This is a genomic window from Dysgonomonas sp. UBA7630 (assembly GCF_002483985.1).
Classification (GTDB): domain Bacteria; phylum Bacteroidota; class Bacteroidia; order Bacteroidales; family Dysgonomonadaceae; genus Dysgonomonas.
Window position 1 is genome coordinate 230,803 of sequence record NZ_DLIY01000037.1, and the last position, 24,992, is coordinate 255,794.

11 protein-coding genes are annotated in these 24,992 nt (G+C 39.3%); 7 read left to right on the forward strand and 4 right to left on the reverse strand.

What is annotated here, in order from left to right; all coding sequences use genetic code 11:
* Nucleotides 1-31: 31 nt before the first annotated feature.
* The 4 genes from B3P17_RS15725 to B3P17_RS15740 form a co-directional block, all read right to left on the reverse strand.
* Nucleotides 32-1,948, reverse strand: coding sequence for a hypothetical protein (locus B3P17_RS15725; protein ID WP_252636651.1), 1,917 nt, complete (start codon nucleotides 1,946-1,948; stop codon nucleotides 32-34).
* Between the two features lie 19 nt (nucleotides 1,949-1,967).
* On the reverse strand, nucleotides 1,968-3,584 hold the full coding sequence (locus B3P17_RS15730; protein WP_252636652.1) for a RagB/SusD family nutrient uptake outer membrane protein: 1,617 nt from the start codon (nucleotides 3,582-3,584) through the stop codon (nucleotides 1,968-1,970).
* A 21-nt stretch (nucleotides 3,585-3,605) separates the two neighbouring features.
* Nucleotides 3,606-6,773, reverse strand: a complete 3,168-nt coding sequence (locus B3P17_RS15735; RefSeq protein ID WP_291106272.1) for a SusC/RagA family TonB-linked outer membrane protein — start codon at nucleotides 6,771-6,773, stop codon at nucleotides 3,606-3,608.
* Between the two features lie 76 nt (nucleotides 6,774-6,849).
* On the reverse strand, nucleotides 6,850-9,684 hold the full coding sequence (locus tag B3P17_RS15740) for a TIM-barrel domain-containing protein (RefSeq protein WP_289781670.1): 2,835 nt from the start codon (nucleotides 9,682-9,684) through the stop codon (nucleotides 6,850-6,852).
* Between the two features lie 199 nt (nucleotides 9,685-9,883).
* On the opposite strand from B3P17_RS15740, the gene B3P17_RS15745 reads away from it, so the two are divergent.
* From B3P17_RS15745 to B3P17_RS15775, 7 genes are all read left to right on the forward strand, one after another.
* A complete protein-coding gene (locus tag B3P17_RS15745) occupies nucleotides 9,884-10,714 on the forward strand; it encodes a ligand-binding sensor domain-containing protein (RefSeq protein ID WP_291106277.1) in 831 nt (276 codons plus the stop codon).
* 232 nt (nucleotides 10,715-10,946) lie between these two features.
* Nucleotides 10,947-14,000 carry an ATP-binding protein gene (locus tag B3P17_RS15750; protein ID WP_422653404.1) on the forward strand — a complete coding sequence of 1,018 codons (3,054 nt, stop codon included), beginning with the start codon at nucleotides 10,947-10,949 and terminating at the stop codon, nucleotides 13,998-14,000.
* 95 nt (nucleotides 14,001-14,095) lie between these two features.
* The gene (locus B3P17_RS15755; RefSeq protein ID WP_252636655.1) at nucleotides 14,096-16,279 is read left to right on the forward strand and encodes a glycoside hydrolase family 3 C-terminal domain-containing protein; all 2,184 of its coding nucleotides are present in this window, start codon (nucleotides 14,096-14,098) and stop codon (nucleotides 16,277-16,279) included.
* 14 nt (nucleotides 16,280-16,293) lie between these two features.
* The gene (locus B3P17_RS15760) at nucleotides 16,294-18,648 is read left to right on the forward strand and encodes an alpha-xylosidase (protein WP_252636656.1); all 2,355 of its coding nucleotides are present in this window, start codon (nucleotides 16,294-16,296) and stop codon (nucleotides 18,646-18,648) included.
* 3 nt (nucleotides 18,649-18,651) lie between these two features.
* Complete coding sequence (locus tag B3P17_RS15765; protein ID WP_252636657.1) at nucleotides 18,652-21,018, forward strand: glycoside hydrolase family 95 protein; 2,367 nt, start codon at nucleotides 18,652-18,654, stop codon at nucleotides 21,016-21,018.
* 22 nt (nucleotides 21,019-21,040) lie between these two features.
* Entirely contained in the window at nucleotides 21,041-23,242 is a 2,202-nt protein-coding gene (locus tag B3P17_RS15770; protein WP_252636658.1) for a beta-glucosidase, read from the forward strand.
* A gap of 123 nt (nucleotides 23,243-23,365) precedes the next feature.
* A complete protein-coding gene (locus B3P17_RS15775) occupies nucleotides 23,366-24,958 on the forward strand; it encodes a glycoside hydrolase family 43 protein (protein WP_291106282.1) in 1,593 nt (530 codons plus the stop codon).
* The last annotated feature ends 34 nt before the right edge of the window (nucleotides 24,959-24,992 follow it).

Consider the following 24,992-nt stretch of genomic DNA (forward strand, 5'->3'; position numbering starts at 1 on the left):
TTGGTTACTATCCTTAAATCACAGAGACTAGTTAATCAGCTGGTATATAATTATACACAAATAGCCATCGACTCTCGCCTGATAAAGCGGGATCTCTTATCACACTTAAACGTAAGTAATCTGCCCCAACAGACTGAATACGACTATCACTCCAATCAGCAACAGCAAATGTAAAATTATCTGCATGCAACATTGGTACATTCAATTTCAGACTATAATTATCATGATTATAGACCCAGGTTCCCGAAAGATTATTTGTCTGATCGAAAGCACCATCTTTAACTGTTTTCTGTATGATATTCACTGTACCATCCATATTAAACTTCATAGAACCATGATCGCCATCTATCATTACCCATGAATTATCTGAAAGGCCTGGTGTCCATGCCCCTGTCAATGCAGGAAAGGTAATTGGGTCGGCATATGTGAGAGGACCTCCAAACTTAGTACCCTTCACATCTATTTTCCAAGTATGCGCACAAAGCATTTTCTTAACAGCTACACTTTCATCGTCACCTGACGCAGACAGCTCAAAATGATAAACCATATATTCACTCTTGGAAGCATCGCGTTTACCCAACCATATACCAGACAAATCACCAAATGTATTGATTTCTGTTCTGATAATTCGCAGAGCTTTATCCCCTGTTGTAGATAACATCTGTGACCCAGATATAGCAAAGCTAATGTCCTTATCGAAGATGATATTATTGTTAGCATCAGTCTTATATGTACCTTTCAGTTCTTTAGCAGCACCATCCGTAAGTATATAGCTTCCGGTTTTCTCTCCTGTTTTTGTCATCGACAAAGAAATATTATCAATCATACTCTTATTGTATGGATAACCTGCAACAGAATAGTCAGCCGGCGAACTCCAATTGTTCAAGAAAGTCCCATCCAGACCAGTCCAGTTATATGGAGTATTAACAGACAACTTCCATTTCTTTGTAAATGTTGATGTTAAATCATCATTTGCATTTCCGTTATATGGAGGTTCTGGGTCTCCTGCGACCCAATTATCTTTATATTCCTTAGAAATATAGTTGAAACATGTACCCGACGGAACAAGCATGATCTGCATAAAGTCTTCCGACAAATATAATATTCTGAATTCGGTAGCTGCCAGTACTTCTCCATTTCTGCTTGTTACATTTACAGGATAAGCATCGGTAAAGGCAATAGTGTGTTCATCTACATTAACCATATACGAACCATTGTAAGATCCTAAGCCATAAGCCTGTTGATCTACCTTAATATTTGCACCGCCAATCAGGTCGAATGTCATTGTTCCAAAGTCAGCAGCATCACACATCCATTTATTACCCGGCCAGTCTGCAAGCCAATACCATAAAGCATTACCATCGTCTCCGGCAAGAGGAGTGATAGCTTTTTTCCAATCCCATGCATCTGCATCAAGATAATTATCTCCTGAAGCTGTATGAAGGGCATCCCAGTTATATGTACCTGTGAAGAAATACATAGGAGCTAAGAAATGACGACTAACGCCTTCGGCATCAAGGTCTAGGTACCATGTTTTGGATTTACCTACTCCTCCCGAGATCATAGTCCACACATCGTCATTTACAAAGTCTGCATAAAAATCATCAACCGTAAAAGTAACAGGTTCTCCATATACAATTCCTCCAGGTGTTTCTACCCCGAATGTTACATTGTAAGTACCTGGGAAAGGCATTTTCAACGTCACTTTTTGTTTCTGGCTACGTCCCTGAGGATGATTCCATAGTGGAGTATAACCATTTCCCATCAAACTTGTCAGATAAATAATATTGGGGTTTGAAGCATCGTGTTCAATCTTGAAAGCTATACCTTCAACCAAATCTTCTGCTTTTACATTCTTACTTCCTAAACTATAATCATCAGGAGAGCAAGAAACAAACATCATCGCAAAAAGAGCGAATAATGTAAATATATTAATCAGTTTCTTCATAATTATTAGTTTTTGTTTGTTACCAACCTGCATTTTGAGTAAGAACATTCTTAGATAATGTAATCTGAGTATTCGGTATCTGCATGAAACCTCTTGTTTTCTTAATATTCTCAGCAGTGATTACAACTTCATCTTCTGCATTGCCACTCAATACTTTTTGTGACTGAGCAATAGTAGAAGCAGCAACATCAAGCCCCTGACGAAGCAAGTCCCAATAGCGAAGACCTTCGAATGCAAATTCGAAACGACGCTCTTCCATAATATTAGCTTGGGAGACTGTCTTAGTTGTAAGTCCTGCACGCTTACGCACTTGGTCATAATAATTTTGTGCATTATTTGACCCCAATTCGGCAGCCATTAACAGTACATCCGCATAGCGTATAATAATATAATCCTGATCTTGAGAAATCTGAAAGTCATTATCACCTCCGGTATCAGAAGTACCATCAGGCAAAGCTGTTGGTGTATATTTCTTATTTGAATATCCGGTATACTCGCGTTGGTCTTTCTTATCATACTTAGCTTCAATTCCTTCTTTAGCTATGTCAATTATTGATGCTGTCTTTCTTTGGTCGTTAGCAGCAAAAGCATTCACTAATTTAGGATTTACAGTACACGCTCCCCAGCCTTTACCATAAGGCGACCAGTTTGTATTACGCATTCCCAACATAACCAACCAACGGTTTCCATCTACCATTCCGTTATAGTCGGATGTATTATTGAATTTTTCTGCAAAAATCACTTCTACATTTCCTGCTCCTGCATACCCCGATTTATCTAATTTATTATCGTCAGCATTCGGTATATAGCTTGCTGCAGGCCACATTTCTTTATATGTAGGCAATAGATCAAACTCACCACTATCCACGATATCTTCTAACCCGGCTAATACCTCAGCCTTGGTTACCCCCAAATCATCTTTAGCATAATAACCTGTATAGAATAAATATACACGAGCCAATAAAGCTTTTGCAGCAAAACTGGTTACACGACCGTCATTCTCACTAGCTTTAGCTTTAGGGTAAGCATCGGCAGGAATATTAGCTGCAGCAAATTTCAAATCTTCAACGATCAACTTGTATGTATCAGTAGGATCAGCCTGAGGTACATTATCGGTTGTTGGTGCAGTAAGAAGAGGAACACGTTCAAACAAACGAACAAGATCGAAATACAAAAGGGCTCTAATGAAGCGAGCTTCGCCTGCTATACGGTTTACGGTTGCAGCCTGATCGCTCCAGTCTGAGGCCTCCATCTTAGTCAATAACGTATTGCAACGAAAGATGCCTGCGTAATAACTTATCCAAGTCTGGTTAAATATATTATTATCAGAAGGCGATTGTGTAATATCGAAGCGGTCTAAAGCCTGATAAGCACGTCCGTCAGTATTACCGGTTCCGCCAAAACAATTATCAGATAGAAGTTCTGAGGTGACATAATGCGCAACCCCTCCATCAGAAGTAGTACGCTGGTATCCGTCATAGCAACCGATCAAGGCCATTTCCATATCTGCGACAGTCTTATAAAAACTACCATCGGTCAGATTTGTTTTAGATTCTGTATCAAGATAACTATCAGAACAGGAGAATAGTCCCATACTTACAGCTACTGCTACTAATATATGTTTAAACTTATTCATAGTTTATATCTCGTTTAATGGTTAAAATTTAAGGTTCACACCGAATAAATAAGTCCTCGGGCGAGGATAATAACCTAAGTCTATTCCTGACACCCAGCCTGATGTACCATAACCGATCTCCGGATCCATTCCATCATATTTAGTAAATGTGAATGCATTTTGCACTGATGCATACAGACGACACTGGCTGATACATTTCAGGTTGATTAGTTTCGCAAAATCATAACCAATACTTATATTGCTTATACGTAAGAAATCACCATCTTGCAGATATAAATCAGAGAATTGCCAGTTTATATTTGTCTCTGTTACACGGGGTATTTTGTTTGATGTGCCTTCACCTGTCCAACGATTAAGGATTGCAGTTGTATAGTTGGCCTGTTTATTGGTATGATTGCGGTACGATTGAACAATCTTATTGCCCATTACACCATTTGCATTCAGGTTAAAATCAAATCCTTTATATTCGAAACCGATATTAAATCCAAAAGAGAAATCAGGCATACCATTTCCTAGATCGGTTTTGTCTGTAGCGTCTATTTTTCCATTTTTATCGAGATCAACGTACTTAACATCTCCCGGTTTTACGTCAGCCTGTAGAATACCATTACCTGCAGCTTTCCAAGCCTCGATATCTTCCTCACTTTGGAATAACCCGGCAGTTTTATAACCCCAAAAATAACCAATTGCATAACCATTTTGAGCTCTGTAAAACTCCTCTGAGTTATCATAAAGCATTCCTGTCAGACCATGAATTATACCATCATCTGTTGGGATATTACCCACTTTATTCTTGTTGTAAGATCCGTTTACGCCTATATTATAGTTTACTTGGCCAATATTGTCTCTCCATGTTAAACCTAGTTCAATACCTGTATTTTTCACATCACCACCATTTATATATGGAGCTCCGGCTCCCGCAGTAGCTAATATAGGAGCTACAACCAGCCAATCTTTTGTTTTCTTTGTGTAAAAATCAGCATTGATTCCTAATCTATTTCTTAGCATATAGGCATCAAACCCAATATTGAGCTGTTCTGAAGTCTCCCACTTAACACTTTCGTTAGACAAACGGCTTGGATAAGCTCCCGCAGTGTTTGTTTTGTTTGTTCCGAAGTTATAATATGCAGCGGGATCGCTACTTGTATAACCAGTGGAAGTATTTATTGGTGCAAGATATTGATCATCATCTATATTTTGGTTACCAACTTGTCCCCAACTTAAACGAAGTTTCAGAAAATCGAGAGTTCTGCTCTCTACAATACTTTGCATAAAGTCTTCATTTGTAATCACCCACCCTGCTGAGAACGAAGGGAAGTATCCCCATCTGTTACCTTTTGCAAACTTAGATGAACCATCAGCTCGCAAAGTTGCATTGAACATGTACTTCTCTTTATAGTTGTAGCCAACACGCCCAAAATAAGACACTCGACGATAATCGTGTTCAGGTCTACCACCTACACTTCTTGTTTCTACAATATTGCCATCACTATCCAAATGGGCCTGTCCTGTTGTATTATCTAAGTATGCATGTGAGAAATCATTGAACTGAGATAATAGATTCCAGTTAGATCCGGAAAGGAATGTTCCCTGATAACGTGTAGCCTCCATACCTACTAAAGCATTGATGGCATGATCATCGGCCAAGGTAAAATCATAACCTGCGGTATTAGTCCAAGTTAGCGTATGACCTTTACTCATATTCTGTAATGTAGTCGTATGATCTTTATTATAAGTATATACAGAGAACTGATAGAATGGCTCGAAGCTACGATATTCGGATGCGTAATAATTAATACCGAATACTGATTTTAGCTTAAGGTTTTTTATTGGCTCTAATTCTGCATATATATCAGCCATCAATCTTTGAGAATCATTCTTATTGTTGGAGTTAGTCATCATTAAACCGTATGGATTACCATCACCATTATACCATGGCGAGTTGCTCGTATCATTATACGGACTGTCATAGATATTATTATCGCTATATACAGGCGACAAAGGAGATGTAGTAAATGCTCCACGCAAAGTATTATTATATTGGTTTCCAACACTTATACCTCTATTCTTGATATAGTTAAAGTTTAGATGTTGTCCTACCTTCAACACCTCCTTATACAACTTGTGCTCTGTATTGATACGGAAACCATAACGCTCATAATTAGAGACATCCTTACCTCCAACGATACCTTCCTGAGATGTATAGTTCAATGAGAGTGCATAGACAGAAGCCTCTGAACCACCATTCACATTCAACGAATAGTTTTCAGTTTTAGCATCATCTTTAAACATTTGGTTAATCCAGTTTGTATTGGCAAGAGTACCCATCGAATCAAAGTCAAACAAAGCCGATCCCGAATTTAATGCTTGCTCATTCATTATTGCCATATATTCATTGGCGTTGAGTATTTTGGCTTTACGTGCAACATTCTGCACCCCATAATATGCATCAAAAGAAACTTGTCCTTTTCCTTTCGATCCTTGTTTTGTAGTTACTAAAATAACACCATTTGCAGCCTGAGCTCCATATATGGCAGCAGATGCAGCATCTTTCAAAACATCGATAGATTGAATATCTGCGGCATTCAACACACTGATATCTCCTTCAATTCCATCGATAATATAAAGCGGCCCTGAATTTCCTACTGTACCAAGTCCACGTATAGTAACTTTCATATCTGCACCCGGTTGTCCGGACGTAGAGGAAATCTGTACTCCCGGAGCTTGCCCCTGAAGAGCCTGAAGAGGATTGGTAGTGTTTAATTTAGCTACCTCATCGCCTTTTACTTGTAACGTAGCACCTGTATTCAGCTTTTTCTTCTGAACACCATAACCTATGGCTACAACTTCATTCAACACATTGGCTTCTTCTTTCAACTCTACGTTGAATACTGTTTGTTGCCCAACTGCAAACGTTTTAGAAGTGAATCCAATATAGGACACTTCGATCGTCGCATTTTCTTTCACACTTAAGGTAAACTTTCCGTCAACATCTGTCAGGGTACCATTTGTTGTACCTTTTTCTACAACAGAGGCTCCAATAAGAGGTTCGCCCTCTGAAGTGACGGTTCCCGATATTCCACGTACAGACTGTGCATAAAGCCCAGCAACTGAGAGTAAGCTGATAATAAGCATCAGATATACCCTCCGCAAACAAATGCAACTTGTTTGCCGAAAAAATCTAGTCATTTTCTCATTCATGGTTTTTTAATAGTATTAGTGAATCTGAACTAAAAGTGATTTATGTAATAACAATAATTCTGCTTTATTCTGCCCTTTTTACAGAGAGCTTCTTTCCTGAGTATTTCACTTCAGATATTGTGTTTTTCTTTCCTTTGGTAATCCATTCTATTTTAAATATTCTATCCTTAGCCATACCTGTATATTCGCCTTTAACATCGTCGACAGTAAGCTGCTGAGAAGCGTCATCATAACTGAACTTAATAGTCGAATATGCCCCATTTTCATAGTTATAGTTCACCCCTTCGTCTTCGTATAAAGTAAACTCTCCGTTTTTACCTGTATATACTTTTATGGTGAGATCTGTTTGATTTTGTTTGGTAGTCTGAATATCATTCCCCATAGGCAAAATCGAACCTTCTTGTACAAACAGAGGCATACGCTCGTAAGGTGCAGATACTTTTACACTTTTTCCTCCGGTAACATATTCTTCTGTATCATAGTTGTACCAATTTGTACCGGCAGGGAAATATACGTCTCGGGATGTTGCTTTGTATTGGTATACCGGACAGACCATGAGGTTAGGTCCAAACATATATTGATCGCTTATATTATGAGTAGCAGCATCTTTTCCGAAATCCATTACCAAAGCACGCATAATAGTATAATCATTGAAGTATGTCATTCCGGCCAATGAATAGATGTATGGCATCATCTGGTAACGAAGCTTGGTGTAATGAACCATGCTATTATATGCAGGATGACCTTCAGGAGCAATATTGTAGATCTCACGATAAGGATATTGTCCATGACTACGGAATAGCGGACAGAATGCTCCAAACTGGAACCAACGAGCATTCAGCTCTCTCCATTCTTTCATATCTTCTGAGCCTTCTTTCGCATTTTCATAACGTTTTTCGACACAGAAACCACCGATATCCATTGTCCAATAAGGAATACCCGACATAGCAAAATTAAGTCCGGCTGAAATCTGAGCTTTCATATCTTCCCAACGAGTACCAATATCGCCACTCCATGTAGCTGTAGAATATCGTTGCAATCCGGCAAAGCCAGAACGGGTAAGCAAGAAGACACGGTTGTTAGGATTAGTAGAACGCTGACCTTCATAAATACCCTGTGCATTAACAAGAGCGTAAGCGTTAAAGTACTCAACTGATGGACCTAAAGCTGTAGGAGTCATTAGCTCTTTACGGTACTGCATACTTGCATTTGATAAAATATCCGGCTCGGAAGCATCCATCCACCAAGCATCAATACCTTTAGAGTATAGCTTTTCGTTCAACTGGTCCCAAAATAGTTTGCGAGCACCTTCACTGTAAGCATCATAAAATCCTCCAATGTAACCCGGGCTAATCCAATCGCGGATACTATCTTTCACAGCACGGTTAAACATCCATCCTTTTTCGTCAAAAGCCTTGTAATTATCTGTTGTATAATAAAACTTAGGCCATACAGAAATCATAATATGTGCATCTTTTGCATGTACGCTATCCATCATCCCTTTTGCATCTGGGAAACGCTCGGTATCAAAATCATGGCTTCCCCATGCATCCTTCGGCCAATACGACCAATCTAATATGATGTTATCTAGTGGTATATTTCTCTTGCGGTATTCATCTACAACGCCAAGCAATTCTGCCTGAGTCTTATATCTTTCGCGGCTTTGCCAGAATCCCATTGCCCATTTAGGCATAATTTGCGATTTTCCTGTAACTGTCCTATATCCTTTGATCACATCATCGGCATTGTTTCCACGAATAAAATAATAGTCGATCTGGTCGCCCATCTCTGACCAAAGAGCCAACTTGTTTTGTTGTTCCTGAGATTTCGGGCTCAAAGCTTTAAGTCCTATATATGAAATACCACCATCAGGTTTCCAATCGAGTTTTATTTTACGCTTTTCGCCGGCTTTCATATCCACTGTGAACTTATAGCTATTCGGATTCCATGCCGTACGCCATCTTTCAGGCACTATTACCTCATTATCCAATGATATAGTCGTATAACCTGCATAATAAAGTATAAAATGATATTTGCCTGTTTCCTTTGCTTCTATATCTCCTTCCCAAGTGATGCGAGAATTAAAGAACGGAAAGTCTTGAGGAAACTTTTTTACTGTTTCCAGGTTTTCGTAATCAATCTGCGATTCTGCTCTTTCTACAAAAACTTTATTTGGATCGGCATTTACCATATAAGTAGCGGTCAGCCCACCTTCTTTTCCTGTTTTGTCATATAGCTTAAATTGATCTAAGTCGAGATAGTCACGAGAATCACCGAACTTAGTCAGTGAGTAGTTATCCCAAAGTATTCCATAGTTTTTACTGGATAAAACAAACGGAACAGACACTTTTGTATTATATTGGAAAAGAACCTCATTCTTTCCTTTGTAGTTAAACTCATCAGCCTGATGTTGTCCAAGTCCATAGAAAGCCTCATCAGCCGGAGATTCGAACACTTGCTGCATAGTATATGCTTTTGTTCCTTCAACTTCGATATCAGAAAACGATTTACCTCCTCCTTTATTCTCAGCGAGAAGTACATTACCATTTATATCCGAGAAGGTAACCTCTCCTGTAGTCAGAGATACTGTAGCAATGGTAGAAGCTGTTTTCAGAACAACATTCCCATTTTCCTCTTTAGCATCCCATCCTGTTGTTTGTGTTTTATCATATATGGTGATAAGACTTTTTTTGTCAGAAAACTTATAGCCGGGAGTAGCCGAAACATGGATTACATCATCATTGACAACTTGCAATCTGATGTTTTTTGTAGCTAAAGCATTGTCCGTTTTCAGGTTTACAATTATTCCGTCACTCGTTCTCTGATATGGTCCGCTTTTACAGCCGATGAATAGAGCCATCGACAATAAACTGACCAAAAGCAGTTGATTTTTTTTCATGGTTATTATGGTTTAAGTTTCATTGATACAAAAATATCCCTGAATATGCAGAGAGGCATTCTTAAATGTTTTTAATGCAACCGTTAAAGATTCTCTGCAGGGGTTTAAATGTTTCCATTTAGGGATTAAAATGCTAACAAAACATCAGAAATCGCTTTATTTATATAAATTTGTATCCATCGAACCTGAATACCTAGCAATGAAAAAACCATTATACACCCTTCTATTCCTCTTATTCTCTTTTATCATAAAAGCCCAGCAATTTGAATTCTCTCATTTGAATAATACAAACGGCTTATCAAACAATCAGGTGGAAGCAATCTTGAAAGACAGCCGTGGCTTTATGTGGTTTGGAACAAATATGGGGCTCAACAGGTACGACGGGATAAACTTTAAAACATACAAGAACATAAAGAATGACAGTAAAAGTCCATCTTACGACCGTTTTACAGGAATACAAGAAGACATAAAGGGAAACCTATGGTTGCAGTCGAGTGCAGGGGTTTATATGCTGTATGACTGGAAATCGGAATCTTTTATAAACAATATAGATTCACTGCTAAGCGATATAGCGTTACCACCCGCACCAGCTATTATAGAAATTGACAAGAAGAAAGATTTATACATTTCATATCCGGGAAAGGGTATTCACAAATACAATGCAACTACTAACAAAATAACAATCTACAAGCAATCGAAGAATACAAATGATCTGGCTCTGTCTGATATCTCCGATATAAAAATAAAGGATAGCTACATTTGGGTTCTTCACAACGACGGACTTTTGGAGCGTGTAAACATGCAGACAAACAGAGTGGACATGCGAAATACGTTCTTTAAAGACAACAACCAAAACTCTACAATACAGAAATCCTTATTTATAGATTCTGATAACGATATTTGGGTTTATCCAAGTATAGCGGATAAAGGCGTGATATATCTAAATACAAAAAAAGGGCAATGGACTTTACTGGATACCAATAGTAAGGTTGCATTATCGAGTAGCTTTGTCAGATGTGTGCNNGATTAACGGACTGATATGGATAGGAACAGATCACGGTGGGATAAGCATTCTGGACAAAAAAAATCAAAAGATAACGGTTCTTAAAAATGATATATACAATCATAATTCTATCAGCCAGAACTCTATCATCAGTTTCTATAGTGAACCTAACGGGACAGTATGGGTAGGGACATACAAAAGTGGTGCATCTTATTACCATCCAAACCTTTTTAAATTTAAGAAATCGCCTCTCTTTTATATGTTCAACAAAAATGCAGAGATATTCGACTGCAATAGTTTATACAAAGACAAGAGTAATAATCTTTGGATAGGGACAAATGGAACCGGTCTTATCAAATACGATCAAAGCACGGAGAAAGTAGAACGTTTTCGTAACAATACTAACGATGCGGGAAGCATCTCGTCTGATATTATCACATCAATATACGAAGATCACAGACAAACACTTTGGATTGGAACTTTTATGGGAGGGCTGAACGCCTTTGACGGTAAAAGTTTCAAGAAATTCCAATTGAATGAGACAAACCCAAATTCCCTTTCGAGCAAAAGTGTGTATAGCCTTACCGAAGACAACGACCATAATTTATGGATAGCAACTCTTGGAGGCGGTATAGATCAGTTAAATCCAGCAAGGGATACGTTTACTCATCACAATATGAGTAACAGTAAAGATCTTTTATCCAATTATATTGTATCTATGTTTGTAGATACTCAGAAGAATATATTTCTAAGTACCGACAGAGGAATATGCGTATTAGACGAAAGTAAAAAAGAAGTAAGAAAATACTTTCCGGACAATACATTTCTCGATTCCCTTACCAGTATTGTTATAAACAATATGATTGTAGACTCAAGGGGGCTTTTATGGATTGCTACGGACAAAGGGATCAATGTATATTATCCTACAAAACAACGATTTGAATACATTACAACCAACGAAGGGCTACCGGGTGATGAAGTTGTATCACTCATAGAAGATAATGATAGCAATATATGGGCAGGAACCCGAAATGGATTGGTATGTTTCTACTGTAAGTATGACAATCAGAAACTGACGTATACAATCGCATCTTTCGATGTTAACGACGGACTGCCGGGTTCGGTATTTAATACGAATGCTATATTTAAAGACAAAGACGGAATTATCTACATAGGCAGCACTAAAGGATATACATCTTTCGATCCAAGAAAAATAGTATTTAATAAAAATGTACCTAAACCGCATTTCACAGATCTTCTTATTACCAATCAGGTGATTAAACCGAATACAAAATACAATGGACGTGTTATTCTCGAAAAGTCAATAACAGACCTCGATGAGATTGTTTTACATTACGGTGAAACCAATTTTACAATACAATTTTCATCCCTAAATTACATCCATCCCGAGAAGAATCGGTATAAATACATGTTGGAAGGATTGGACAACAAATGGACTGAAACAAGCACCGGAATCGGCTCAGCATCATATTCCAACCTTAATGCCGGCACATACAAACTTATTGTTTACGCCAGCAATGACGATAATGTATGGAGCAGTGAGCCTATTGTTTTGACAATCGTAGTAAAACCCCCATTTTGGCTATCATGGTGGGCAACCATTATATACATACTCATCACTATCACGGCCTTAAGGTTTTTCATCAAATATAAGTTGAATAAACAAAAAGAAGAATACGAACAGGCACAAAAAATACTGGAAGCTCAGAAAATACATGAAGTAGACGAATTGAAATTCAAGTTCTTTACCAATATAAGCCATGAATTCAAAACTCCGCTCACGCTTATTCTTACACCGTTGGAAAAACTTATGAAATCATCTGTATCGGACGAGCAAAAAGCAACGATGAGCATCATGCACAAGAATGCTAAAAACTTGCTGAACATGGTCAACGAAATACTTGATTTCAGGAAGTTTGACCAAAACAAGATGACTCTGAATATTTCACGAGGGAATATTATAGAATTTACAAAAGAAATATGTCAATCGTTCTCGGCATTGGCAGGAGAGAAATCAATAAAACTTACATTCACAACGTATCTGCAAGAACTGCAGATGGAGTTTGATAAAGAAAAGATGCATAAAATCATATCCAATCTGATTTCCAATGCATTCAAATATACAGAAGACGGACAGATAGATGTCAGTATTGGCATTTCCGAACTGCTGCAAACAGATACACCAACCAAACAGCTATGCCTGAAAGTTTCTGATACAGGCGTTGGCATAGAGAAAGAATATCTCGAGAAAATATTTGAACGCTTCTTCCGAATAGAAAAAGCAGAAAAAAACAATCAATCGGGAACCGGCGTTGGACTGCATTTAGCCAGTGAATATGTAAAATTACATGGAGGCGAAATACAAGTGGAAAGTACAGAAGGAAAGGGTTCTACTTTCACAATATTACTGCCTATACAAAATTCGACATATAAGGAGTTAAGCAACCAAGACATTATACATTCGGGTGATATTTCTATTAGCGAAATAAAAGAAGGAGCCGAGCTCGATTTAAAGTCGGCGCAACGGGCACATCTTCCGCTTCTACTAATAGTGGACGACAATGAAGACTTTTGTGAATTTATCACCAGCTTGTTTATAGACGATTATCGCACCGTTATAGCAAACGATGGAGAAGAAGGATACAGCATTGTACTCGATCAACTACCGGATATTATATTATGCGATGTTATGATGCCAAAGATGGATGGCTATGAATTTTGCAGGCATGTAAAAGGAGACATACGAACTTCACATATTCCGATCATACTACTTACGGCCAAATCGTCGGAAGAAAGCAAATATTCGGGTATTGAGGCAGGAGCAGACGATTATATCTCCAAGCCTTTCAACATTGACATGCTGAAACTAAAAATAGCCAAGATCATCGAGAGGCAGAAAAAGATACATAGCAACTTCAAGAAGAAAATAGATATCTCCCTGAGCGAAATAGAGATAACATCTATGGACGAAAAGTTTGTACAAAAAACAATCTCTATTGTTGAAGAAAACATTGGAAATCCTGAATTTCTTGTAGAAGACCTTTGCAAAGAGATGGGTATGAGCCGAGTCTATTTTTACAAAAAAATATTGGCCCTGACAGACAAGACCCCTTCTGAGTTTATCCGCTTTATTCGTTTAAAGAGAGCAGCTGATTTATTGGAAAAAAGCCAGATGTTTGTCAATGAAATTGCCTTTCAGGTAGGATTTAATGATCCCAAATATTTCCGCAAGTATTTTAAAGAGGAATTTGGTGTAACCCCCAATGAGTATAAAAAAACCGTATCTAAATGATCCAGTAAACATATTACCCCCCTTTATGAAACATACGGAATAGATTTAAAGCTAAAGATGTAATATTTTTGTATTGTACGGTTAAAATCTATTCCATGAAAAAACTATTATTTATTCTGCTATCTATTTTGTTTGCGAATGCCGGAGTATTTGCACAATATGTTTATCCGTTCCAAAACACAAGCTTAAGCGACGAAAAACGCCTCGACAATCTCCTGTCTATAATGACAATTGACGAGAAAATAAATGCACTATCCACAAACTTAGGAGTTCCTCGCTTAGGAATTCGAAACACAGGACATTCTGAAGGTTTGCACGGGATGGCACTGGGAGGCCCGGGTAACTGGGGTGGTTTCAAAATGGTAAATTATCAGCGTGTGCCCGATGTATATCCTACAACTACATTTCCTCAGGCCTATGGGCTAGGTGAGACATGGGATACAGAACTGATAAAAAAAGTAGCTGACATAGAAGCCACAGAAATAAGATATTATACACAAAACGAAAGATATACAAAAGGAGGTTTGGTAATGCGTGCCCCCAATGCTGACTTAGCCCGGGACCCACGTTGGGGACGCACCGAGGAGAGTTTTGGAGAAGACCCTTTTCTGGTATCGGAGATGGCGGTAGCCTTCATAAAAGGACTACAAGGAGAAAATCCCCGATACTGGAAATCGGCATCCTTAATGAAACATTTCCTAGCGAACAGCAATGAAGACGGGAGAGATTCTACATCCTCCAATTTTGACAATCGACTGTTTCACGAATATTACTCATACCCCTTTCGCAAGGGCATAGAAAAGGGCGGCTCTCAGGCCTTCATGGCAGCTTACAATAGCTGGAATGGAATACCGATGACAATCCACCCTATTTTGAAAGATATTCGTAAAGATTGGAACTTTAAAGGAATAATCTGTACCGACGGAGGAGCTCTCGATCTGTTGATAAAAGCACATAAGACATTCCCAACTCACACAGAAGGCAGTGCCGCCATCGTAAAAGCCGGCGTAGGACAATTCCTCGATAATTTCCGTCCATATATATACGAAGCCTTAGAAAAAGGGATGCTGACAGAAGCAGATATAGACAAGGCTATACGGGGAAACTTCTATATTGCATTGAAGCTAGGCCTGCTAGATGGAGATCAGACAAAACTACCTTATGCTCATATAGGAGTTACCGATACTGTTTCGGTATGGAAAAATAAAGATATACAAGATTTTGTACGTCTGGTTACTGCAAAATCTGTCGTGCTACTAAAAAACGAGAAAAAACTATTGCCTTTAAAGAAAGGAAACATCAAGAGGATTGCAGTTATTGGTCCACGAGCCAACGAAGTATTACTCGACTGGTATAGCGGCACTCCGCCTTATACAGTTTCCATACTACAAGGTATAAAAAATGCAGTCGGGAACAATGTCGAAGTTATATACGAGCCTTCCAATGAAATCGACAAAGCCTATCTTGCCGCACAGAAAGCTGATATAGCCATAGTATGCGTTGGAAATCATGTATATGGCACCGATCCTAAATGGAAATATTCACCTGTGCCGAGTGATGGACGTGAGGCTGTTGATCGCAAAGCTTTATCACTCGAACAAGAAGACTTAGTAAAGATTGTACATAAAGCGAACTCAAATACCGTAATGGTACTGGTCAGTAGCTTCCCCTTTGCTATAAACTGGTCGCAAGAGAATATACCGACGATACTGCACATTACAAACAACAGTCAAGAGCTCGGAAATGGTCTGGCTGACGTAATCTTCGGTAACTATAATCCGGCAGGCAGAACAAATCAGACTTGGGTAAAATCCATTGCCGACCTGCCTCCAATGATGGATTATGATATACGAAATGGTCGCACATACATGTATGCAAAAGAAAAGCCGCTATACCCTTTCGGATATGGTCTTAGCTACACAAATTTCAGCTACTCCGATATAACTTTATCTTCTTCTACTCTTTCTAAAGGAAAAGATCTAAAAGTATCAGTGAACGTAAAAAACACAGGAGATGTGGATGGAGAAGAAGTAGCCCAGCTATATGTATCATTTCCTCAGTCAAAAGTAGTACGACCAATCAAGCAGCTAAAAGGTTTTGATCGTATTAGTATCAAAAAAGGAGAAAGTAAGACTTTTGAATTCACACTAAGTACAGATGATCTTGCATATTGGGACAACGATAAAGACTCGTTTGTAATAGAACCCGGAACAGTGAATCTCTTGATCGGATCGTCTTCGGAAGATATCAGGCTGACAAAAGAAATACAACTAAAATAACCAATCTAAAACCTATGAAAATACGAATTATTCTTTGTCTCATCATTTGCTTCAGCACGCAGCTTGCGGCTCAACAAAAACGCATATTAGGCGAACCTATCGACATGAGTATCGACTTTAAAGATTTTCACAATACCTTTTTCTTTGCCGACAAAGTGGCTTCATTTAACGGAGCAGACGGGAAAGGGAAAATCTCGTGGAAACGCACATCATTGTACACTCGTCAGGCTTTTAATGTAAATACAATCTTGCCACAAGATTTAAAGATGTTAGATTTTCCGGGTGAAGCCTATGAGCAAAACCCTGAATTAGACTTCTCGGTAGATTTTGTCACACCACGCACATTGCGAATAAGAATGTTGACAACACCCGTTCAGCCTAAACCTTTTGGCTCTCCTATGTTAGTCAAAGAACCGGGGAAAGACAGTTCATGGAAATATTCTAAAACAGGAAATACCCATACCTATAAAAGCAATTACGGAAGTATAGAAATTGAAGAAAATCCATTCCGTATCACATTGAGAGATGAAAAAGGAAAACGTTTGACCGATACATGGCGTTGGTACGACAATGATTCTTCGCAAGTAAAGGTTATCCCTTTCAACTTCATCAAACGGGGAGTGGATAATAGCCGGGCAGTAAACCCTGTATTTTCATTGTCTCCGGGTGAGAAAATATTTGGTTGCGGCGAATCTGTAAACAAATTAGACAAAAGAGGCCAAAAAGTGAATCTATTTGTTACCGACCCGCAAGGCCCCGAAACAGATCAGATGTACAAGCCAATTCCTTTCTTTATGAGTAATCGTGGCTACGGGATGTTCATGCACACATCAGCCCCTGTCACTTGCGATTTCGGGAATACCTATGTAGGTGCAAACAAGCTGTTCATGGGAGACGAAGCACTCGACCTGTTCATATTTATCGGAGAACCCAAAGACATACTGAATGAATATACCGAAATAGTAGGGAAGCCATCTATGCCTCCACTCTGGTCGTTTGGCACATGGATGAGTCGTATCACTTACTTTGAGCAAAGCGAGGGTTATGATGTAGCAGCCAAGCTACGTTCTTACAAGATACCGTCAGATGTTATTCATTTCGATACAGGATGGTTCGAAACAGATTGGCAATGCGACTATAAATTTGCGCCATCGAGATTTTCCAATCCTCAGAAAATGATCGATGATCTGAAGAAAGATGGATTCCACATTTCGCTGTGGCAACTGACTTATTTTACACCTAAAAATAAATTTTTCAATGAAATAATAGAGAAAAACCTGCATGTAAAAAACTCAAAAGGAGAAATGCCTTATGAAGATGCAGTTTTAGACTTTTCCAACCTTGAGACTGTAAAATGGTATCAGGACAAACTTGCAGGGTTACTAAAAATGGGAGTTGGTGCAATAAAAGTAGACTTCGGAGAAGCCGCACCAATGGAAGGATTTTATGCCTCAGGACGTGGAGGATGGTACGAGCACAATCTGTATCCGCTGCGTTACAACAAAGCTGTTGCAGACATCACCAAAGAAGTCAACAATGAAAATATTATATGGGCTCGCAGTGCTTGGGCAGGAAGCCAACGCTATCCTCTCCATTGGGGTGGCGATGCTGCCAATACAGATATCGGTATGGATGCGACATTACGCGGAGGCCTCTCATTCGGGCTAAGCGGCTTCTCTTTCTGGAGTCACGATATAGGAGGATTTGTGGTTGCTGCTCCCGAGAATCTGTATCGACGTTGGTTACCTTTCGGATTCTTGACATCGCATAGCCGTGCACATGGAGCACCACCAAAAGAGCCTTGGCTATACAATGATAACTTTGTAAAAGCTTTTCGTGAATCAGCCGAAATGAAATACAAATTAATGCCGTATATTTATGCACAGGCTAAATTATGTACCGAAAAAGGGTTGCCTATGGTTCGGGCTTTGTTTGTGGAATATCCGAACGATGCCGGAGCATGGCTTGTAGAAGATGAGTATCTCTTCGGGGCTGACATATTAGTAGCTCCGATGATGGAAGCCGGAACGGAGCGAAATGTATATCTACCGAAAGGCAACTGGATCGATTATCAAAGTGGAAAAACATATCAACAAGGATGGAATGTGATAGAAACCGGCAAAATCCCTGCTATCATTCTGGTGCGTGATGGTGCTGTTATCCCGCACGCCCAACTTGCACAATCTACAGATAAAATTAATTGGTCTGATATAGAACTCAAAGTTTATGGAGACAAAGAAAAAGCAACCGGATTCGTTTGTCTTCCGTCAGACAATAAACTAACAGATATTATTCTTACAAAATCGGGTAATAATTATCAGCTGGAAAAAGGACAAATACAAGGTGTACATTATAGGATAAACAAGTAAAAAATGAAGTTCTACAAACTATTTTTATTATTATTTATTTTTTCATGGAGTGGACTTTCTGCTCAAGATAAACAGAACGAATGGCAATACTATTTCGATAAGCCGGCATCCATATGGGAAGAATCGATTCCACTAGGAAATGGCAGAATAGGTATGATGCCTTGGGGTGGAGTAGAAAGAGAACGAGTCGTACTAAATGAAATTTCTCTATGGTCGGGAAACGAACAAGATGCTGATAATCCCGAAGCTTATAAGTATTTGGGCGAAATAAGAAGACTTCTATTTGAGAAAAAGAATAAAGAGGCTCAGGAATTAATGTACAAAACTTTCACCTGCAAAGGCAAAGGAAGTGCGGGTTTGGAATACGGTAAATTCCAGATTTTTGCGAATCTGTATGTAGACTTTCTATACCCTGACAAATCTGAAGCGATACAGTATAAAAGGGTGCTGGACATGAATAATGCACTATCTACTGTTTCTTTCTCTAAAAATGATGTAGAATACAAACGAGAATACTTTACGTCTTTCTCGGACGACATCGGATTGGTAAAATATACGGCAAGTAAGCAGGAAGCATTAAGCTTAAAAATATCATTGCAACGTGATGAGAATTTTAAAACTTATGCCAGCGGCAATACACTTTATATCTTCGGACAATTGGAAGCAGGAGAAAACCATTCGGGAATGAAATATTTGGGAATGGTGAAGGTGATAAACAAAGGAGGTAAATTATCTGCGACAGACAAAGAAATTGACATAAAGAATGCAAGTGAAGTCACCCTCTATGTCTCATTAGCGACCAACTACAACGGTACGAATCATGAAAAAGTAGCTTCTGACCTATTGAACAATGCCGGAGTAAATTATGAGAAACTAAAAAAGAAACATATTGCAAAATATCAGGCTCTCTTTAATCGTGTAGACCTGACTTTAGAAAAAAATAAGAATTCCTCACTAGCAATAGATAAGCGGCTGGAAGCATTTGCAACAGACAAAACGGATTATAATCTGGCTGCCTTATATATGCAGTATGGTCGTTATCTATTGATATCGTCTACCCGAGAGGGAAGCCTCCCTCCTAACCTGCAAGGGTTGTGGGCTCCACAAATAAATACTCCGTGGAATGCTGATTATCATTTGAATATCAATCTACAGATGAATCTTTGGGGGGCTGAAATGTTTAATCTTTCTGAGCTCCACAAACCGACTATCGAGTTTGTAAAATCACTGGTAGAACCGGGAGAAAAAACAGCAAAAATATATTATAACAGCCGTGGATGGGTAGTTCATATTTTGAGTAATGTATGGGGCTTCACGTCTCCCGGAGAACATCCGTCATGGGGAGCAACCAACACGGCCGGCGCATGGATGTGCCAGCATCTCTGGGAACACTATCTGTACAGTCAGGACAAAGAATATCTAAAATCGGTATATCCTACAATGAAAGGTGCGGCTTTATTCTTTGAAGATATGCTGATCGAAGACCCGAACAACGGCTATTTGGTCACTGCTCCGACTACTTCACCTGAGAACGCTTACATAACACCATCGGGAGACGTGGTAAGTATCTGTGCGGGCTCAGCGATGGACAATCAGATTATTCGCGAATTATTTACAAACGTGGAGAATGCCGCAAAAATATTAGAGGTAGATAATGAATGGATCAAAGATATTTCAGCGAAGAAAGAACGACTAGCACCTACTTCAATCGGGAAATACGGACAGGTAATGGAATGGCTCGAAGATTATGAAGAAAGTGAAATCCACCATCGCCATGTCTCACAACTGTATGGACTGCATCCGGGAAATGAGCTTACGTACGAAAAGACTCCCAAACTAATGGAAGCGGCTAAAGTCACCTTGACAAGACGAGGAGATCAGTCTACAGGATGGTCTATGGCGTGGAAAATTAATTTCTGGGCACGGCTCAAAGATGGGAATAAGGCTTACAAACTGATTGGAGACCTGTTGAAACCGGCTGAAAATAACTGGGGTACGTATCCAAATCTGTTCAGTGCACACCCTCCGATGCAAATAGATGGCAACTTTGGCGGATCAGCCGGAATAGGGGAAATGCTTCTACAAAGCCATGAAGGTTTTATAGAACTACTGCCGGCTATACCCGACGGGTGGAAAGACGGAGAAGTAAGAGGCATGAAAGTAAGAGGGGGTGCAGAAATCTCCTTTAAATGGAAAGATAACAAGATTCAAAATATACATATCACAGCAACTACAAACAATCAGTTTATAATAAAACTACCTAGCGGAAAGCCTTTCATAGCGGGAACAAGCAAATACAAAGTAGAAGGAGATAAATTATACCTGACCTTAAATAAGGGAAATAAAATTGAAATTACGTTAAACAAATAAATATTAAACAATTACAGAAAACATGAAGAAATTATTTTTTTATGTATTATTCAGCTTACTCTTATTGCAAGCCAACGGACAAACAAAACAGATTCCGATCTACCTTGACGATAGTAAACCTATGGAGCTCAGAATAGAAGATGCTCTATCAAGAATGACTCTGGAAGAAAAGATTGCGATGATACATGCTCAATCTAAATTTAGTACACCCGGAGTTCCTCGTCTTGGTATTCCTGAAATATGGATGAGCGACGGCCCTCATGGGGTGCGCATGGAAATAGACTGGGACACATGGAACCATGCAGGATGGACAAACGACTCATGTACAGCTTTCCCTGCATTAACATGTTTGGCTGCGACATTCAACCCAGAGCTTTCTCTGAAATATGGAAATGCATTAGGAGAAGAAGCTCGTTTTAGAAAAAAAGAAATGATTCTTGGACCCGGTGTAAATATTTATCGCACCCCGATGAATGGTCGTAACTTTGAATATATGGGTGAAGACCCTTACTTAGCCTCTAAGATGGTTGTTCCTTTTGTCAAAGGAGTACAACAAAACGGAGTGGCAGCCACTATGAAACACTTTGCCCTAAATAACCAAGAACTATGGCGCGGGCATATCGATGTGGAAGTGAGCGACAGAGCATTATATGAAATATACCTCCCGGCATTCAAAGCAGGAGTAGAAGAAGGTAAGGTATGGGCAATAATGGGTTCTTATAACAAATACAGAGGTCAGTATTGCAGCCATAACGAAAGACTTATCAATCAGATACTAAAAGGAGAATGGAAATATGACGGTGTGGTAGTTACAGACTGGGGAAGTGCTCACGACACACGTGAAGCAGCATTGTACGGTCTTGATATAGAAATGGGAACTTGGACTAACGGGCTCACATGGGGCCAAAGTTTTGCTTACGACAATTACTATCTGGCAAAACCATATCTGAAGATGTTGGAAAAGGGCGAATTACCGATATCTACCCTCGATGATAAAGTTCGTAGAGTATTACGTCTAAATTTGAGAACCAATATGGACAGAAACCGTCCATACGGTAGTTTTACTACACCCGAACATGCAGCTGTAAGCCGTGAAGTGGCAGAACAAGGTATTGTATTGATGAAAAATACAAATAACTTTTTCCCGATAGCTAAAGACCGCTACAAGAAAATTGTTGTAATCGGAGAAAACGCAACCCGCTCACTAACAGTAGGCGGAGGATCGTCTGAACTGAAAGTAAAGAAAGAAGTTTCTCCTCTCGAAGGATTGAAAATAAAATATGGTGCTGATAAAGTATTCTACACAATGGGGTATGGTTCAGGACCTAGCGTATACGATCATTTCATTCCATCTCCGTACAATGCAGATTCATTGAAGCGGGAAGCTTTGGCTTTGGTTAAAGATGCAGACGTTGTTTTATTCTTCGGAGGGTTAAACAAAAACTATCAACAAGACTGCGAAGGCGGAGACCGTACTTCTTACGACCTGCCATTTGGTCAGAACGAACTGATCGAAGACTTGTTGAAGGTAAATAAAAACATGGGAATCGTTATCGTGAGTGGAAATGCCGTGGCTATGCCGTGGCTGGATAAAGTACCAGCTTTGATGCAGTCATGGTATCTTGGTTCGGAAGCAGGAAATGCGACAGCGAATGTAATTTCAGGTGACATCAATCCTTCGGGAAAGTTACCATTTAGTATTCCGAAGAAGTTAGAAGATAACGGTGCTATGTCTTTCGGTACAATTTCCTATCCGGGAGATAGCATCAAACAGATATACAAAGAAGATATCTTGGTTGGTTACCGTTGGCACGACACAAAGAAAATTCCGGCATTATTTCCTTTCGGCTATGGATTGTCATATACCACATTCGAATATGGTAAAGCTTCTACAGACAAGAAAGAGTACAGTAAAAATGACGAAATTAAAATAAGCCTAACTCTTACTAACAAAGGAAACGTTGACGGAGCTGAATCGGTACAGATATATGCATCACAGCAAAAACCTTCGATGGAGCGCCCTGCTAAAGAGTTGAAAGCATTCAAAAAAGTTTTCTTAAAAGCCGGAGAGACTAAAAATGTAGAACTGTCAATACCTGTCAAAGACCTTGCTTTCTTCAATGACAAAGCACACGAATGGGTAGTAGAATCGGATAAGTTCACATTGCATTGTGCTGCATCATCTGCCGATGTAAAAAGCTCTATAACAATAAATGTGAAGTAAAATTATCTTTACATAGGAATCTGACAGAAATGTAAAGGTGACAAACAGAATCTCTGGAAAAAGTGTCACTTTTGTCACCTTTTCATTATATTAAATTGAAAAACAATCACATAACAAAAGACCATGAAAAGCGTTTTTAGAACATTCTTTCTCTTTTGCCTCACTACTTTGTTGATCAGTCAGGCTTTTTCGCAAACGGGATATAAAAATCCTATAATCCCGGGGTTCAATCCCGATCCCAGTGTTTGCAGAGTAGGAGACGATTTTTATCTTGTTACTTCGTCATTCGAATATTTTCCGGGGCTACCTATCTATCATAGCAAGGATTTGATAAACTGGAAACAGATAGGACACTGCCTAACGAGAGATTCGCAGTTGTCATTACACAAAGTTTCTGCATCGGGAGGACTATATGCTCCGTCCATACGTTACCACGATGGGTTATTTTATGTCATTTGTACAAACGTATCGGACAAAGGTAATTTTTACTGTACCGCTACTGATCCAGCGGGACCTTGGAGCGACCCTATTTGGGTGGATATAAAAAGCATAGATCCTGACATTTTCTGGGATGAAGATGGTAAAACATATTTCGTAACTCAAGGCGACGAGGGTATCCGAGTTACCGAGATCGATATCAAAACAGGTAAGGTATTATCTCCCGAACGTCTTGTTTGGGGGGGCATAGGAGGTCGTTTCCCTGAAGCTCCCCACATTTACAAAAAAGATGGTTTCTATTACCTTTTGCTGGGTGAAGGAGGAACAGAATATATGCACAGCGCTACTATAGGACGCAGCAGGAATATATTCGGCCCATACGAATCATGTCCATTAAATCCGATACTGACTCATGCCAACAGAAGAGGGCAAAGCAATACTATACAAGGTGTCGGACATGCAGATCTTGTACAGGCAAACGACGGCTCTTGGTGGATGGTATTCCTAGGATTCAGAGTAACGCATCAATGGGCATATTATCATGTACTGGGACGTGAAACATTCTTAGCTCCTGTAGACTGGCCTAAAGGCGGCTGGCCACAAGTGAACGGAAACGGAACTGTTTCACTAAATATGGAGGTTCCTACACTCCCACTCCATCCGATAGAAAAAGCAGCTATACGTACAAACTTTGATGCAGACAAACTTGGATTCGAGTGGCAATATTTACGTAATCCTGTCAGAGAAAACTATTCGTTGACAGAAAAGAAAGGATGGATAAGAATCAGTACATCTCCATATACATTAGACGAAACTGAGGCAATATCAATGATCTGCCGCCGACAAACAGAGCATGATTTCAGGGCTGAAACTCTTTTAGAGTTCAATTCATCTGCTAGTAACGAAGAAGCGGGAATGACATTGATACAAAATAATACGCATCACTACGACTTGTTATTGAAAAAGTTGGGCAATCAGCATGTAGTACAATTACGTGTAAAAGTAGGATCTCTTTCTTACATTGCAGGAGAAAAACAAGTTAAAAGTAATAAGCTGAAGTTGAAGATTGAAGGCACACCTTCGCAATACGCTTTTTATTGCGCAGAAGCCGATAGCGATAACTTCAATGAATTGGGAAGGCTAGATACCCGATACCTGAGTACTGAGGTTGCAGGTGGCTTTACAGGGGTGATGATAGGACTCTACACATCCTCGAATGGGAAACCAAGTAAGGCTAAAGTCTATTTTGATTGGTTCGATTACGACACAGAAAAATAATAGATAATGAAGGTGGAATAATTGCTACTGTTTT